Origin of the sequence: Bradyrhizobium sp. S69 (genome assembly GCF_009766005.1) — a bacterium.
Classification (GTDB): domain Bacteria; phylum Pseudomonadota; class Alphaproteobacteria; order Rhizobiales; family Xanthobacteraceae; genus Bradyrhizobium.
Genome location: NZ_LMUK01000032.1, coordinates 49,209 through 65,374 on the forward strand (window position 1 = coordinate 49,209; position 16,166 = coordinate 65,374).

Consider the following 16,166-nt stretch of genomic DNA (forward strand, 5'->3'; position numbering starts at 1 on the left):
GTGGCGAGCTAACACGCCACGACCGCCATCCCGAGCAGCAGCCTCGGCCGCGTCTCGAAGGGTGGCCGCAGCCGATGCTTGCTAGGCGACGACGCCTTCAATGGCGTCGTACACCGCGTCGAGCTCGCGATCGCTGCTGCAATAGGGCGGCATGAGATAGATCGTGTTGCCGAGCGGCCGGATCAGCACATCCCGCGCCAGGAAATCCTTGTAGAGCTGTGGCCCGATGGTGGCGAGATAGCCGGCATCCGACGTCACGATGTCGAACGCCGCGATGGTCCCGATCTGGCGGACATTGGCAAAGCGCCGGTCGTCGCGAAACCGATCCAGCCGCCTGGCATGCGTGGCGGCGATGCGGTCGATGCGCGCCTTCACCGGCTCGCGCTGCCAGATTTCCAGGTTGGCGACCGCCGCGGCACAGGCGACGGGATTGGCGGTATACGAACTTGAATGAAAGAAGGTCCGGCTGCGGTCGGTGGAAAAATGCGCCTCGAAAATATCGGCGCGGCACAGCGTCACCGCCAGAGGTAGCGAACCGCCGGTCAGCCCCTTGGAGTAGCAGGCGATATCGGGCGTGACGTCGGCCTGCTCGCACGCGAACAGCGTGCCGGTGCGGCCCCACCCGGTCATCACCTCGTCGGCGATGAACAGCACATTGTGGGCCCGGCAGATCTGCTTCATTTCCGAGAGAACCCAGGGCGGATAGATCAGCATGCCGCCGGCGCCGAGAATCAAGGGCTCGACAATCAGGGCGGCGATCCCGCCGCTCCGGCATGCGGCTTTCAACGCCTCGAGCGTCGCCTGTTCCGATCCGGGGTACGGAAATGGCAGCCGCTCGACGTCGAACAGCAGGGAATCATAGGGCGCATTGAACACGCCGCGTTCGCCGACCGACATGCCGCCGATGGTATCGCCGTGATAGGCGCCTTGCAGCGCCAGAATGCGGCTGCGGTTTTCGCCGCGATGGCGCCAGAAGCCGAGTGCCATTTTCAGCGCCACCTCGACCGAGGTCGATCCGCTGTCCGAGAAGAAGACATATTCCAGTTCTGGCGGCGTGATCGCGACGAGCTGCCGCGCCAGGGTTTCCGCCGGCGGATGCGTGAAGCCGGCGAAGATCACCTGATCGAGACGATCGATCTGGTTCTTGATCGCCTGCACGATGTGCGGATGACGATGGCCATGGGTCACCACCCACCAGGACGACACCGCGTCGAAGATGCGGCGACCATCCGGCGCGTGCAGCCAGGCGCCCTCGGCTCCGTCGACGAGTATCGCCTCAGGCTGCACCGCATGCTGCGTAAAGGGATGCCATACCGCGGATTTGGAACTCACGACGCGTCGTCCTTGCGAAAATCGGTGACGCTGAAGTGGTTGATGAAGGCGTCTCGCAGCGCGGCGTGGGTCAAGGGTGTCAGATGCGGCAGACGTCCGAGCCGCCTGGTTCGCCCCATGTCGACGATGATGCGTTCGGATTCGACGTTCTCGTCACCGATGAACGCGATGCCGACGAGCGGGATGCCGCGGGCACGCAGCGCCTCGATCGACAGCAAGGAATGATTGATCGTGCCGAGCGTGGTCCGGGCACACAGCACCGAGGGAATCTTCCAGCGCGCGATGATGTCGATATAGGTGATCTCGCGCGTCAGGGGCACCAGCAGGCCGCCGGCGCCTTCAACGATCAGTGGCCGATCGCACTCCGGCAACACCAGCATCTCGGGATCGATCGTGATGCCGTCGATCTCGGCGGCGAGATGCGGCGACGCCGGCGTCTTCAGCCGATAGGCCTCCGGCAATATTTGTTGGGGCGCAAGGCCCGAGAGCCGCCGCACGGTGTCAGCGTCGGTTTGGTCGAGATCGCCGGCCTGCACGGGCTTCCAGTAGACGCCATCCAGCGCGCCCGCGAGCGCTGCGGCGAAGGTTGTTTTTCCGACACCGGTATCGGTACCGACGACCACGAGGCGCTGGTTCATGCCGCCGCTCGCATGTCCTCGGCGAGCGCTTCGAACAGAGCGGCCACGGTTGCCTGATCGACCGCCGTCGTCAGCGCGATACGCAGCCGCGCCGTTCCCTCCGGCACGGTCGGCGGCCGGATCGCCCTGATGTCAAAGCCGCGGCGTTGCAGCGCGGCGGCGACGTCGACGGCGGCCTGATCGGAGCCGATGATCACAGGCAGGATATGCGTGCCCGAGCCTTCAATCCCGCAACGGCGGCGAAGCTCAGTGCCGGCAAATCGCACCAGCCGGGCAAGCTGCTCGCGGCGCTCCGGATTGGTCCGGGATATTTCGAGGGCGGTGCGGGTGATCGCGGCGATCAAGGGCGAGGGCGCGGTCGCAAAGATAAAGGGCCGGGCGCGATTGACCAGGAAGTCGCGAATGATACGCGGCGCCAGGATGAATCCGCCGACGGTGCCGAGCGCCTTGCCGCAGGTATGCAAGGTGATGACGTTGTCGCGGCCTTCGAAGCCGGCGGCGAGCCCGCGGCCGTGCGGCCCGAGTACGCCGGTCGCGTGCGCCTCGTCGATCACCAGCATCGCCTCGTGGCGATCGGCGACCGTCAATAGTGCCGCGAGATCGGGGCTGTCGCCATCCATGCTGTAGAGGCTCTCGACCGAGATCCACGGCCGGCCTTTCCCACCCTTGGCGCGCCAGCGAACGATCGCCGTATCGGAGGCATCGATATTGTTGTGAGGAATGCTCAGCGTCTCGGCGCGGCCGCGGCGCAGGCCTTCATGGACGCTGGCATGGATCAGTTCATCGTGGACCACGAGGTCGCCACGTTGCGGCAGCGTCGAGAAGATCGCGAGGTTGGCGACGTAGCCGCCGCCGAAATAGAGCGCGGTCTCGGCGCCGAAATAGGCCGCGGCTTCCTGCTCGAGCGCTTCATGCTCGGGGTGATTGCCCCGCAACAGCCGTGATCCGCCCGACCCCACCGGCACGCCGCGCGCGATCGCGGCTGCGGCCGCGCGCCTCAGCTCATCGGATTCGGCCATCCCGAGATAATCGTTCGAGGTAAAATCCGCTCCCGCGCGGCCGCGCAGCGCGCGCAATCTGCCTTGTTGGGCTAGTCCCAGCAGATCCTTTTCAAACATTTCAAGCATGGTCACTTCCGGAATTTCTCAAACGGCCACCCGGCGCCGTCGTACGGATTTGCCGTGAGACCGCGCCGTGAGCCGTGGTCAGTCGCGGCGATCCTTTTTCTTGGGCTTCTTCTTCTTGAAGGCCGGTTTCCCGGGCGATGCGCCGGGATGCCGCGGTCGTTCAATAGTGTCGAGCCAATTCCCCGGTTCCGTCCTGTGTTCTGCTTTCTTCTTGGGACCAGATTCCTTGTCAAATTGATGGCCGCCCTCGCGATGAGGCTTGCCGTGCGGCCTGGAGTCTCGTTCCTCGCGCGGCCTGTCGTTGTGACGCGCGTCGCGGCCGGTCTCCTTGCCTTTGTGCTTGGGTCCGTCCCAAGACTTCGGGGAAGACGGCTTCGGCGATGACGGCTTGGCAAACGCGGCTGGGCTCGCCGGCGCGTCGCTCATCAATTCGATGCGGATGTTGTCTTCCTTGTCGGGTCGTTTGACCTGGGCGGCAAAGGAGTCGGCGACCGCAGCGGAAATTTCGAATTCGGTTGTGGTGTCGTGGATGCGGATGGCGCCGATGCTTTGTTTCTCGATGCCGCCGCGGCGGCAGATCATCGGCAGCAGCCAGCGCGCTTCGGCGTTCTTCCGTTTGCCGATCGCGGCGCGAAACCACACGCTGCCCTCCGCCATGCCGTCGCGCGACGATTTCTTGTGTTTCGATGGCGGTCGCGCGTCGCGATTGTCATCGCGCGCGGGCCGGCTGTCCTTGCGCGGGCCGCGCTCCTCGCGCGAGCGGCCATGGCCTTGCTCGGGCTCGAGCATGTCCTCGGGCGAAGGCAGCCGCGCGCGATAAAGCCGCGCCAGCGCCGCGGCAATATCCTCCGGCGATCGCTCGGCGAGCATCGCCCGCGCCAGCACCATGTCTTCCTCGGTGTTGGCTTCCGAAAACAGGGTATCCTGCAGCATGCGCTCCTGGTCGAGCTTGCGGATTTCATCGGCGCCCGGCGCTTTGCCCCAGATCGCATCAATGCCCGCCAGATTGAGCAGCAATTCCGCGCGCCGCCGTCGCGCCGGCACGACCAAAAGCACGCTGACGCCCTTGCGGCCGGCACGGCCGGTACGGCCGGAGCGATGTTGCATCACCTCCGCATCATTCGGCAGGTCGGCGTGAATGACGAGGTCGAGGTTGGGCAGATCGATGCCGCGTGCCGCGACGTCGGTGGCGACGCAGACGCGGGCGCGGCCATCGCGCAACGCCTGCAGAGCCTGGGTGCGCTCGTTCTGGGTCAATTCGCCCGACAGCGCGACCACGGAGAAACCGCGCTCCAACAGCGCCGTCTGCAAATGATTGACGGCATTGCGCGTGTTGCAGAATACGATCGTGCTCGGCGATTCAAAGAAGCGCAGCACGTTGACGACGCCGTGCTCGACATCACCGGGCGCGATGCGGATGGCGCGGTATTCGATGTCGGCGTGGCCGCCTTCATCGCCCGCGACGTCGACGCGAAACGCCTGTTGCTGATATTGCTTGGCCAGCGCGACGATGCCGCGCGGCAATGTCGCCGAGAACAACAGCGTGCGGCGGCTGGCCGGTGTGGTCTTGAGGATGAACTCCATATCCTCGCGAAAGCCGAGGTCGAGCATTTCGTCGGCCTCGTCGAGCACCACGGCCTTCAATTCCGAGACATCGAGCCGGCCGCGCCGCAGATGATCGCACAGCCGTCCCGGCGTGCCGACCACGATATGCGCGCCTTCGGCCAGCTCACGTTGTTCGCGCCGCGGATCCATGCCGCCGACGCAGGAAACCACCCGCGCATCGGCATATTGGTAGAGCCATGCCAGCTCGCGATGCACTTGAAGCGCGAGTTCGCGGGTCGGCGCGACGATCAAGGCCAGCGGCGCAGCCCCGCGCGCGAACCGCTCGGAATCACCCAACAGATCCTTGGCGATCGCGAGCCCATAAGCGACGGTCTTGCCCGAGCCGGTTTGCGCCGAAACCAGCAGGTCGCGGCCTTCGGCGTCGCCGGCCAGCACGGCGGTCTGGACCGGCGTCGGCTGGTCGTAATTGCGCTCCGCCAGGGCTCGGGCGAGCGGCGGACTTGTGGGCATGAATGTCACGAAATGGCCGATCTTGGTTGGTGTTTAGCCAGGAAATATCGAATGGCTCTCGAAATCGAAGCTCGCATGCCCAAAACATGCACAGCCGCGTGACCCGACGAATTTAAGTGGGATGGGGCTCTTTAAGCCATCAGCGCCCAAAACGCCACCGCTTGTCCCTCATGCAGGATCGGCTGGACTGGGCCTCAAAGCCGCGATTGGGCGCTATTTGGTCCGGAATGCGTGTAATTTGGCGCACCCGGGCAGGTGAAGATGGGCACCATTGCTTCCAGTGGCGCTATGATGCCGCAACCAATTCTCCGCCGCCGGGGCCAAATCTTGCCGGATACCGCTGATGGCTCACTCTGATCGCACCTTGTCGGAAGGATTGCGCGCGCCGTGGCGCACCGCGTGAATGATGATTTCTGCGTCGGTCGCTTCGTAGAAGAGGAGATATGGATACGGCGTCGTCGTGATGCGCCGAATGGTGGGATCGTCGGTCCTCGCGCCAGCCAGCGGATAGCGCACGAGCAAATCGGTGACCGCGCGAATTCGGGTATGGATGCGCGCGGCTCCCCGCGGAGAGCGGTCAGCGATGTAATCCAGAATCGATGCAAGATCGGCGAGCGCGGGAAGCGTATAACGCAGCCTCATAGGCCGTGCTTGGCCCACACGGCCTGCACCTGTTGGTCGGTTGCGAATTCACCTCGGCTGGCGGTGGCCTTGGAGCGGGCAATGGCCTCGCGCTCTTCAGGCGAAAGGACAACCGGCGCGGCAAGGTCGGACCCTGCAAGCTGCATGATGGCGCGCGCAATGTCATCCTGATCGTCTGACGGCAGGCGACGCACGGCCTCCACTGCTTCATCAAGGAGCTTTGTCATGGCCACAATATAGGATTGGGAGACGTCGAAGTCGAGGAGTTGGCTGCCGCGGGGGAGCGGCTGGGCATCCTCCCGGATCGCACGGCGCCGCGGGAATGTGCGACAAGCGGCGTTTCCTGAACTCCAGCCGCAGCGCTCTCGGACGCTCGCCAACATGGGCGCTCATTAGCACTCAAATGAATCTCAGCGCTTCGTCGAGCCCCTCAGGTCTGGAGTTCGGCGCGAAAATTCAAGCAGACTGTGGGAAATCTCACTTTCTATATTGCCGCGCAGAAGTAGACTTCTCGAGATTTTTCCTGATCCGGGGCGCCACCGGTCTCGCAATTTACGGCACGAACGCCACAACAAGCAATTTTCGCATAGTCGGCAAGAATATAGCCGGCAAGAACAATGAGACAGGCAAAAACGCCGGATCGGGCGCGCGTTGCAGAGTGCGGCGCCGATTCGTTCCGGGCGGGTCCACAGCCATTCGCTAGACGGGCGTCCTCACCGGCTCCCGATGAAGCGGCGCTATGGCATGGCGGAATCAAACCAGAGCGGAGGAAAGAAATGTCCGACGATCCCATCACGGCGCAAGGCGACGCAGGCACGGCGCCGGGTTACACGCCGGCCGGCGGGCCTCGGCTAACCGAGTTCCTGGACGCTCTACCGCTGACGACCCGCTGGATCCACCATCATCGCGTCGTCTGGCAGACCGGGCAGCAGAACGCTCCCGAAGGCCAGGGTCCCGAGGCCGAGACGCATTGCAGCGCCTTCATCGCCGCGGTCGGCCTCATGCTCGACATCTACCTCTTGCGGCCTAAAAACCACAGCCAGGAACTGCTCGCCAACGCGCAGGCCGCCTGGCTCGCGGGCGAGGCGACGTACCCCGGCCCCACGGCCGCGGCCTCAGGCTGGGTCGCGCTTGGCTCGACCGGGGACGCCGGAGCGCTCAAGGCCGCCGTCGATGCCGCTAATTTGGGGCGGCTCGTCGTCGGCGTCTACAAGGCGCCGCCGGTCACGAAGCCCGACGGAACGCTGCATCAGGTTCCCGGCCACACCTGCATCGTTCGTCCGCAGAGTGCAGCGGCCGTTGGCGACGACGGGCCGCGCGTGATGTGCGCCGCCGACGTCAATCGGACCGACACACCGATGAAAACGGCGTTCCACGCGCACCCCGAAGCGTGGCCGGACCGCATAGGGCTCTATGCGTGTCCGACAGAACTCGAGAAAGACGCAGGCTGAGCGGATGGTGTTGCAGCGGCGTTCGCTGGGACGGTTCGGACTGCGCGAAGAAAGTATGGCAAGTATTTCTGCCGCGAGTTGTTATCTACGCAACCGCGAATCCCGGAAGTGGCGCGCCCGACACGAGGCGACGGATACCCAGCCTTCACATTGAAAAATCAGCGAAAATCAGCGTTGCTGCTGTACGGTTCGTACCACCTCTTGTGACCACTTTCAACGGCTGAGCTATCGTCCTTCTTGGGGCTTCGCTATCGGACGATCCCCGTTGGTCAAAACTCTCCAATTTCTGGAACACCGGTTACGTTCGGTTGAAGCTTAGACGAGTGGCGCGATTGAACTCATGAAAGCCCGCGTGGCGTTGAAAATGTCCAGCGCTTCTTGACGAGTATAGGTTTGCTTCGGGTGCATCACTTCATTGCGCCACGCTAATCGCACGCTTTGCAGGTGTGCCGAGCACTCAGCATAGAGCGCTTTCTTCCGCTTCTGCGGTGGCGTCTTAGAGGGCAACTGTTCAATGCTCTTGTTCACGTGAAGCATGATTTGGTGCCAAGTTTCTACTTTCACGTCGATTTGGACCTTCAGTCGCTTACCGAGCCTCTGAACCGCTGACTCCATAGCTCTCATCAGATGAAATACGCAGGCAGTGGGACGCTGTAAAGCCAAGCATTTGCCCGCTTCCGCGATATCCTCGTTGGCTCGCTCGAACTTCTCCGCAACTTGTGGCCCGAACGGCTGCTCGTTGACAAAGAAAGGAACGTCTCGTTGGTCGAGATGAAAGAAATACTGTGCTTTGAGTTCGTCCTGAACACGCGAAAGAAAATGCGTAATGGCCGTCGCGACACCGTCCGCACCCGTCGCTGGCGTGTCCGGGCTGGCAGGCCAAATCGTCTTTTCCAGCCGATCCAGTTCCGGCAGCACGGCTTCCAAGTCAGTTAGGATGCATGCCTTGCGCATCTGCATCAGAGCATGGCCCGTTGCGGCCTCAACTCTTGGTCGCTCCAACGGCACAAGCTCAGTTTGAGGATGCCCAATTTGTGCTCGGGACCAAAGGTCTACCCACAACCACTTCGCCTCTGACAATTGAATTATAGCGACCGACCAGACGGCTCCAAAGGTCTCGAACATATTCTAATGCTCCACGGCAGCCCGCGACGGAACGGGCTAACAGTAGCGCACTCCACGTGACAAGCATCGCCTTTCGCTAATGCGCTGCCTCGTTGGCGTATCCTTGATGACGCCCATTAACACACGCACGATTAGCACCACCGGGCCAGCTACCCCGGAGGCCCGACGCAAGAAGACTTTGCGCGCGTCATCCATGTTCCAGTTCGAACGTTGCGAAATTGGGAGCAGAGGCGACGTCGGCCCACGGGACCAAGCGCGTCCTAACGACTAACGAAGAGCGCGATGTCTGGATGCGCGCGCCCTGGGATGAAGCGAAAGCCCTGCAACGGCCGCTGCCTGATGACCCGTTGAGGATCGTCATGCGCGGGGCCGACAAGGAAGACCGGATCGCGGCATGAAGTTCGTCGAGCCCCGCCCCTACGCCAATCCCGCCCGTAGCCGCGCGCAAGATCATGGAGCTGGCGTTCGCGTTCCAGCCAACGCACAAGGACGGCCGGATCTACATCGAGGCGATCAACGCGCCGATGCTCCATGAGCACAAGGCGAGCGGTGCGGGTCAGCTAAAGGCTACGCGTGGCGGGATCACCACGCGTAGCGCACTACGCCCTTCCCCGCGTAGCTCTCGGTCACGTTCGAGAACTCGCCCTCGAAGGTTGCTGCCGTCGACCAGCCGTTGAGCCATTTCATTTCAAGCGAAGCCGTAGTCAACGCGGAGTCGTGCGCCTGCGCCGCGCCGTTGACGACGAAGGATGCGCCCGGCAGCGTCTGGAAGGTGGCACCGATGGAACGGTCCGGATCGAAGTCGTGTGCCCAGGCGATGCGGCTTCGCAGGACGAGAACGCCATTTGCCATCGCGAAGGATCTGTCGGTGCGAATGCCCAATTCGCTGCGCGTGTCGGTGATGCTCTTGGCGGCATAGCCGAGCGCGAAGGCCGGCGTGCCCGAGATGACCTGCTCGGCATAGGCCGGCAGATCGAACGTGGTGACTTGCGCCGCCGCGTAGGGGGTAATGCCGACGCCACCGCTCCAGGGCGCCACGAAGCGATAACCGCCCTCAACGCGTCCGGACCAGGCATTGGCGTTGAATTCGGCACGCAAATGATCGAAGCCGGCGACGCTGACGATGCGGTCGGTGGTGATGTCCTGCCAGCCATAGGCCAGCGCCGCGGAGATGTAGGCGGCTCCCTCGACGTGCCGCACATAGGCGCCGGCCTGGAACAGGTCGGAGCGGCCGCTGCCGCCATTGGCCACCGAGAAATTGGTGCCGCCGCCGGCGAGGGCGAAGCCGGCAACGGTCGAAGGCGAGAACAGATAGTCGGCGCCGACTGCGCCGGCCGCGATGCGGCTCGTGGTGTCGTTCGAGCCAAGCGCCGCATTGCCGCTGGTGGTCTGCGAGCCGCCAAAGCCTGCCGTCCATACGCTCCAGCGCTGTTCAAAACTCGGCGGCGCCTTGGTGAACATTGAGAAGGCATCGGTGCGCTTGCGGGCTGCGTAGGCGCTTGCCTGATCCTCTTCCGCGAAGTGCGACGCGCTACCCGGTGTGCCGATGCCGCCATTGCGCCCCATGAACGGATCGGTGAGCACGCCCATGAACATCGTCATGGCGTCGAACGTGGTTTGCTGAACGCCCGTGGCAGTCTCACCCGAGATTTGCGTCAATCCTGCCGGCGTCAGGCTTGCGAAAGCCGCGGGAAGGCCGCCGCCGCCGTTGAAGAAGCCGGTCAGCGCGTTGGCGACGTTCTGCTGGTTGGTATTGAGGCCGGAGCCATAGTTCAGCGTGAAGTTAAGGTAGGCGTCGTTGGCGTCATAGCTCAAGTTGCCGCGCAGATAGGGCAGGGTCATCACGGCGGAATTGAAGGTGCCAACGACGCCTCCGGTGGCGTTGAGAATGGTGTAGCGCTGGTTGCTCACTGTTCCGCCGCCGACCACGGCGTTGACAGTTGCGCCGCCGAGCGTGGCCGTGCCCGTGACATTGGTGCGGTCGGCGGTGGTTGAGGACACCTCCACCATGTAGGTCGACGCTGCCGTGAAGGCGAGATTGCCGTTCACGGTGAGCAGTCCGATCGAGTTGCCGGGCGCGAGCGTGCCGCCATTGATGGTGGTGTTGCCGACGATGCCGTTGCCGCCGAGCGTGCCGCCAGCGTTCACGGTGAGGCTGCTCGCCGAGGAAATGTCGCCGTTGACGGAGAGGGTGCCGCCATTGACGTTGACGGGACCGGCGAAAGTGCTGTTGCCTGTCAGTGTCCAGGTCGACCCGTCGATCTTGTTGAAGGTGCCGAAGCCCCCGTACTGCGCGGCTGCGCCAAGCTGCGAGACATCGAACGTGGCGGCACCGCTGCCGCCGAGCTGGAAGGTGTCGTTGCCGGTGCCGAGCACGTTGCCCGTGATGACGGAGCCTGGCGCCAGCGTAAGGGTGTTGCCAACACCGGCGAACTGGATTGCGGTGGCGCCGCTGATGGTGCCGGCGTTGAATACGTTTGAGCCGCCAGCCAAGGCACTAATTCCGACTTGCGTCCCCGTGATGCTGCCGCCTGCATTGTTCGTCAGCTCGTTGTTACCGCCGACGAACTCGATTGCCGTGGGCCCGCTAATGGTGCCGGCATTGAAGACTTTTGTGCCGCTGCCAAGGGACCAAATCGCGAGTTCCCCACCCGTGAGGATTCCACCCGCATTGTTCGTCACCGTGTTGCCGGTGCCATCGAACTGGATCGCGCGCGAGCCGGCGCTGATAGTGCCGGCATTGACCACCGACGTGCCCCCACCGCCGCCGCCGCTAATAACACCGAAAAAGCCGCCCGAAACCTCGGCGCCCGCGTTGTTGATCAAGATCACGTTGCCGCCGAAGGAATCAATGTTGGCAAAACCTCCGCCGACAATGCTGCCGGAGTTGGTCACGGTCACTGTGCCGCTGGCGTTAATTCCGAGACTACCTGAGATGGTTGCGCCGGCATTGTTGGTTACGGTCACTGTGCCGTTGGCGGTAATCCCCTGGCCGCCGGCAATGCTGCCGGAGTTGGTCACCGTACCGCTCTGGATAAAAATGCCGTTGCTGGTGCCTGTAATCGTGCCGGAGGTCAGGTTGACGGTGATGCCGGTCTCTGCGCCGGTGCCATAGCCGTTGTTGCCGACACTGGTGCCGGGTGCGCCGCCGCCTTGATTGGTGGTGGTGCCGGTGCACGTCGCGATGACGTTATCTGCTGAAGCCGGTGTGCAGTCGGCCCACGCCGATGTGGCGGCCGGCAGCATGATCGCCGCCAGCGCGAAAGCTCGCGCAACTCGCGGCACGCGGCGGGACCGCATCGTCCACCGTCGGACCGTCCGCACCTTCCAAATGCTCACCCGACGCCCCCTGTCTAAAGGCGGAGGTTATCAGTAATCCGGTAGTGCAGGTTACGGCAATTGGAACCGTGCCGCGGATGGTTCCGGCCTGTTGCTTTTCGGTAACTCTGCTATCGCATTTCGTAAAAATCGATGTTCACGACGACGACGCTGACCGTCATCACTTTTTGAGGCTCACGAGGATGCTTCAAGTCGCCGAGTGGCAGCTGCATAAGACCGAACTGCGGGCTTTCACGAACTCGACTAGCGGTGAACTAATCGAGGTGGAGCCCGGAGGCGCGGACACAAACGGCCACTTCCTACACCACGTCTCAGCGCTTCCGCGGTGACCCGCTTCCGTCCTCGGCTTCAATGTCAAAGGCTTGGATGGCATTTTGGTCGGCGTTAGTCGGGAATTACGGTGACAGTGCACCAAACTATTGTGGATCACGGCTCGACGACGACGGCCCCGCCGCTCACCTGCGCCTGGAGGCTGACAGCGCGGCTCGCAGGAAGAACTTTCACTTGGTGGCTGCCTTCGACTTCCGTCGGCAGTTCGTCCTCAACGGTACCCGCGCGGAATATGATCATCAATACATTGAGGCTGTCACAGCGCAGCGTCCGATCATGGGAGAGGGCGTTTCGCCTGACCTCACACCGAACAGCCGCCGTTGCGCACCCGCGGTCGCGTTAACGGATTTTGCGATGATGAAGCAGTGCTGCTGATTTGCCCGACCTCGACCTGTCAAGTATCGGCTCAAAGCGTCGGTTCCGGCGACCGACGGCTACTTTGCATGGGGTTGTTTTCGATATTTTTGGCGGCAGCCGCGGCGACCCGGCGTGACAGCGGAACACCCTGCCTGAGCGCATATGCCAACGAGGCCTTCGCCGCAACAAACTGGCGCACCCGACACGATTCGAACGTGTGACCTTTGCCTTCGGAGGGCAACGCTCTATCCAGCTGAGCTACGGGTGCATTGGGGATCATTTAGCCGATTGGCCGGGCCACGGCAAGAACGGCTACAGAACGGCTATTCGAGGGTCTGCCCTCAAGCCGGAACGATCACCTTGCCGATCGGCCACAGCGCGATGCCTGCGAGCTTCAGATGGGCCCAGGCAAAGGGGATGCCGACGATGGTCACCGCGAGCACGACCGCGGTCACGAGGTGCCCCAGCGCCAGCCACCAGCCTGCCAGCACCAGCCAGATCAAATTGCCGATCAGGCCGAGCGGACCGGTGCCGGTATCGTGCTGGCCGGTGACGAGTTCGCGGCTGACGGCCTTCTGGCCGAACGGCAGCAGGGTGTAGACGGCGATGTTGAACGCCGCCCTTGCCCAGGGCAGGCCGATGATCGTGATCGCCATGATGACGGCTGCGATCACCCAGCCCAACGCCATCCAGGCGCCGCCGACCAGGATCCAGAGGATGTTCAGCAATATCGAAACGGCGGGCATGCCAAGACCTATAAAGAGACTTCTCTGAAGAAGGATTTCAAGAGGCTTTGCAGCCGCGGCGCGATGCGGAATTATAGCCCATTGAACGAAATCTCCATACCCATAATCTGGCTGGAGAATTAGGCGGGACTTGTCGAAATAGCGCGTGTCGGCTCGCGGCAATGTTCAGCGGCGATAACGCTCGCCCCGCGACATGCCCGGGCGGGCCTGTTCGCGCGGCCGGTTGGCCGAACCGACGCGGCTTTCGCTGAGGATCTGAGCCACCGGCTTGAGCTCTTCAAGAAACACCGGCCGAGAAAAATAGTACCCTTGCGCGTAGCGGATCTTGGTCGCGGCCTGCAAATAAGCCAGTTCCTCGAAGGATTCGATGCCTTCCGCGATCACGGTCATGCCGAGCGCTTCGCTGAGCGATTCGATCGCCCGCAGGATGCCCTGGCTGCGCGGACGTTTGTGGATGTCGGTGATGAAGGAGCGGTCGATCTTGATCTCGTCGGCGGTAATATCGGCCAGCGCCGACAGCGAAGAATAGCCGATGCCGAAATCGTCGATCGAGATTCCGACCCCGAGCTTGCGGAAGATCGGCAGGATTTCGCTCTGGAAATGGCTCTTGGCGACGAAGGCGTCTTCCGTCACCTCGATCATGAAGCGCTGCGGATAGCCGGTTGCCTCCAGCGCCTGCGCCAGCGAACGCATGAATTCCGGATTGCCGGCCTGCTTGGCCGCGACGTTCATGCTGATACTGGTATTCGGGCCGAAGGTATCGTTGATGAGGTCGATCGATCGCACGATCTCGGCCAGCACCAGATGGGTTAACTCGTCGATCAAGCCGAGTTCCACGGCGAGATTGATGAAGGTGCCGGGAGCCTGGATCACCCCCTCGTCGTCGCGCAGCCGCACCAGCGCCTCGATGCCCTTGATGTCCTGGGTCCGGATGTCGACCTTGGCCTGGAAGGCGCAGCAAAAGCGCTTTTCCAGGATCGCGAGCCGCAGCGACTGCTCGACCTGCATGCGGGCCTGCGCCTCGCGTTCCATGCTGGCGTCGAAGAACAACGCGGCGCCCTTGCCGTCGCTCTTGACCCGGTACATCGCGATGTCGGCGTTCTGGCGCAATTGCTCGTAGCTGCGGCCATGCTCCGGATACAGGCTGACCCCGATCGAGGTCGATGCGAATATTTCAGAGCCGTCGATGAAGAACGGCGCCTTCAGCCGGTGCAGCGTGAAGTGAATATATTCCGCGACTTCCTGCGCGCTCTGGATCGGATTGAGCAGCAGCAGGAACTCATCGCCGCTGATCCGCGACAGCATGTCGGAGTCGCGCAAATCCAGCCCCAGCCGCTTTGCGACCTCGATCAGCAGGGTGTCGCCGGCGCCGTGGCCGTAATAGTCGTTGATATACTTGAAATTGTCGATGTCGAGAAAGGCCAGCGCGAAGCTCGCTTGAGCCTCGCCACGAAGCAGGCTGTTGGCGCGATGTTCGATCACGCGCCGCGTCGGCAGGCTGGTCAGCTCATCGTAATAGGCCGAACGGAATAACTGATCCTCGACGGCCTTCAATTCGCTGATGTCGGAGGAACTTGACAGCAGCAGGTCACGGTCCGCGATCCGGACCGGCCGATGGGTCGTGTGCAGGACCTGCTTGAGCTGTCCGTGGCCGACGCTCTCCTCGACAATCGCGGGGCGGCCGGAACGCAGCACCTCGATGCCGGTTTCACGGCGATGGTCCAGTTCCTTCGAATGCGAAGGCGCGGCTGCGGTAATTCCAAGCTGCGCCGCCGCGGCGTCATTGACCAGCAGGAAGTGGCCTTGTTCGTCCTGAACAGTGACACCGCTGGGCAGCAGCCTGAAAATATCCCGCAACATGCCGAGCTCGCCGTCGGCGGCGCGCTCATGCGCACCTTCCGTCGCGGCAGTCTGCGGATCGAGATTGAAACGGCTTTGCATGGCTGCCGAGCTTGCCGGACTCTCTCTTAGTTTTGGTTAAGTCACGTCAAGAAACACGTGACAACGACGGGTCGCTGTCGGTTTGGATACGGTCCGCGGCTTGTGTCATTAACAGAGTGTCAATGGCGGATCAGAATCCGTTGAGGATGCGGCAGGCAGCTACCGTCTAGCGCACATCACCCTTGGGAACGCGGCATTGCATCGTGCAATGGATTCCGGTCTTGAGGTAGGAGATCTCGGTCTTGCCATCGAACGGCCTGAGCGCGGAGTTCAGCAGTTTGGTACCAAAACCGGCCTGACCGACCGGCCCGACCGCCGGGCCTTCGGTCTCGTCCCAGATAATGCTGAGCCGATCGTCCGACATCGTCCAGGACACCTGCAATAGCCCGCGCGCGGCGGAGAATGCGCCGTACTTGCCGGCATTGGTTGCAAGTTCGTGGAATATCAGGGCAAGGCTGACGGCCAGTTTGGCCGGAAGAAACAATGGATCGCCGTTCAAAGTAAAGCGGACGTGCCCGTACGGCCCGAGTTCGGAAAGCAGCAAATCCTTGATGTCGCAACCGCTTCCATCGACCCTGGCGATCAGATCATCGGTCGCCGACAGCGCGCGTAGCCGACCATCGATCGTGGCCCAGACCGCAGGCTGATCCTGCAAGACCTGATGCAGAACGGCGTGAACCGTCGACAATTTGTTTTTCAACCGGTGCTGAAGCTCGTCGACCACGAGCTTGCGATATTCCTCCTCCTGGATCAGGCGCTTGGCGATATCCCGGTGGCGGATGGCGACCACCCGATAGTGCTCGATGCCCCATAGCGTGAGGCCGCATACCAGCAGAAAGATCATAAACAGCACGATCCTTGCGGGATCGATCGAGGTGCCGTTGAAATTGAGGCCGATGCCCAGCGAGCCGCCGATCAGCGCCGTCGCGATCCCGATCCGCAGGCCGCCGAACGCGGCGGCGAAGAACACGGCGGGAAAATACGGCGTAAAAAACACGTCCGGCCGGATCAGCGAGAGACACCACCGCGCCAGCGTCGCCAGTACGAGGCAGAAAGCGGCAA

The 16,166-nt window shown here is 62.8% G+C and carries 13 protein-coding genes, 1 tRNA gene and 1 pseudogene; 3 read left to right on the top strand and 12 right to left on the bottom strand.

Annotation, left to right across the window (positions count from 1 at the left end; genetic code table 11):
- Window positions 1-81: 81 nt before the first annotated feature.
- The 6 genes from GSQ88_RS12905 to GSQ88_RS12930 form a co-directional block, all read right to left on the bottom strand.
- A complete protein-coding gene (locus tag GSQ88_RS12905) occupies window positions 82-1,332 on the bottom strand; it encodes an adenosylmethionine--8-amino-7-oxononanoate transaminase (protein ID WP_159008139.1) in 1,251 nt (416 codons plus the stop codon).
- A complete protein-coding gene (bioD, locus tag GSQ88_RS12910; RefSeq protein ID WP_159008140.1) occupies window positions 1,329-1,970 on the bottom strand; it encodes a dethiobiotin synthase in 642 nt (213 codons plus the stop codon). Before bioD ends, GSQ88_RS12905 begins: the two co-directional genes overlap by 4 nt.
- Window positions 1,967-3,097, bottom strand: coding sequence for an 8-amino-7-oxononanoate synthase (locus tag GSQ88_RS12915; RefSeq protein WP_159008141.1), 1,131 nt, complete (start codon window positions 3,095-3,097; stop codon window positions 1,967-1,969). The genes bioD and GSQ88_RS12915 overlap by 4 nt, the downstream gene beginning before the upstream one ends.
- 78 nt (window positions 3,098-3,175) lie before the next feature.
- On the bottom strand, window positions 3,176-5,173 hold the full coding sequence (locus tag GSQ88_RS12920) for a DEAD/DEAH box helicase (protein ID WP_502706728.1): 1,998 nt from the start codon (window positions 5,171-5,173) through the stop codon (window positions 3,176-3,178).
- A gap of 348 nt (window positions 5,174-5,521) precedes the next feature.
- Window positions 5,522-5,815, bottom strand: coding sequence for a type II toxin-antitoxin system RelE/ParE family toxin (locus GSQ88_RS12925; protein ID WP_159008143.1), 294 nt, complete (start codon window positions 5,813-5,815; stop codon window positions 5,522-5,524).
- Entirely contained in the window at window positions 5,812-6,042 is a 231-nt protein-coding gene (locus tag GSQ88_RS12930) for a hypothetical protein (RefSeq protein WP_159008266.1), read from the bottom strand. The genes GSQ88_RS12925 and GSQ88_RS12930 overlap by 4 nt, the downstream gene beginning before the upstream one ends.
- Before the next feature lie 549 nt (window positions 6,043-6,591).
- On the opposite strand from GSQ88_RS12930, the gene GSQ88_RS12935 reads away from it, so the two are divergent.
- Complete coding sequence (locus GSQ88_RS12935; RefSeq protein ID WP_159008144.1) at window positions 6,592-7,266, top strand: hypothetical protein; 675 nt, start codon at window positions 6,592-6,594, stop codon at window positions 7,264-7,266.
- Between the two features lie 315 nt (window positions 7,267-7,581).
- Here GSQ88_RS12935 and GSQ88_RS12940 read toward each other — a convergent pair whose 3' ends face one another.
- The gene (locus tag GSQ88_RS12940; protein ID WP_159008145.1) at window positions 7,582-8,391 is read right to left on the bottom strand and encodes a hypothetical protein; all 810 of its coding nucleotides are present in this window, start codon (window positions 8,389-8,391) and stop codon (window positions 7,582-7,584) included.
- A gap of 177 nt (window positions 8,392-8,568) precedes the next feature.
- On the opposite strand from GSQ88_RS12940, the pseudogene GSQ88_RS36085 reads away from it, so the two are divergent.
- Window positions 8,569-8,655 (top strand): annotated as a pseudogene (locus tag GSQ88_RS36085) (helix-turn-helix domain-containing protein); the annotation flags it as partial.
- A 318-nt stretch (window positions 8,656-8,973) separates the two neighbouring features.
- Here GSQ88_RS36085 and GSQ88_RS12945 read toward each other — a convergent pair.
- Entirely contained in the window at window positions 8,974-11,637 is a 2,664-nt protein-coding gene (locus GSQ88_RS12945; protein WP_246735263.1) for an autotransporter outer membrane beta-barrel domain-containing protein, read from the bottom strand.
- A gap of 459 nt (window positions 11,638-12,096) precedes the next feature.
- On the opposite strand from GSQ88_RS12945, the gene GSQ88_RS12950 reads away from it, so the two are divergent.
- Entirely contained in the window at window positions 12,097-12,435 is a 339-nt protein-coding gene (locus GSQ88_RS12950) for a hypothetical protein (protein ID WP_159008147.1), read from the top strand.
- Window positions 12,436-12,608: 173 nt separating this feature from the next.
- Here GSQ88_RS12950 and GSQ88_RS12955 read toward each other — a convergent pair.
- The 4 genes from GSQ88_RS12955 to GSQ88_RS12970 form a co-directional block, all read right to left on the bottom strand.
- Window positions 12,609-12,685: transfer RNA gene (locus GSQ88_RS12955), tRNA-Arg, on the bottom strand.
- Between the two features lie 73 nt (window positions 12,686-12,758).
- Window positions 12,759-13,163, bottom strand: a complete 405-nt coding sequence (locus GSQ88_RS12960; RefSeq protein WP_159008148.1) for a YccF domain-containing protein — start codon at window positions 13,161-13,163, stop codon at window positions 12,759-12,761.
- Window positions 13,164-13,328: 165 nt separating this feature from the next.
- Window positions 13,329-15,104, bottom strand: coding sequence for an EAL domain-containing protein (locus GSQ88_RS12965; RefSeq protein ID WP_159008149.1), 1,776 nt, complete (start codon window positions 15,102-15,104; stop codon window positions 13,329-13,331).
- A 166-nt stretch (window positions 15,105-15,270) separates the two neighbouring features.
- Window positions 15,271-16,166: sensor histidine kinase (locus GSQ88_RS12970; RefSeq protein ID WP_159008150.1), on the bottom strand; the 896-nt coding region annotated here is incomplete at its 5' end.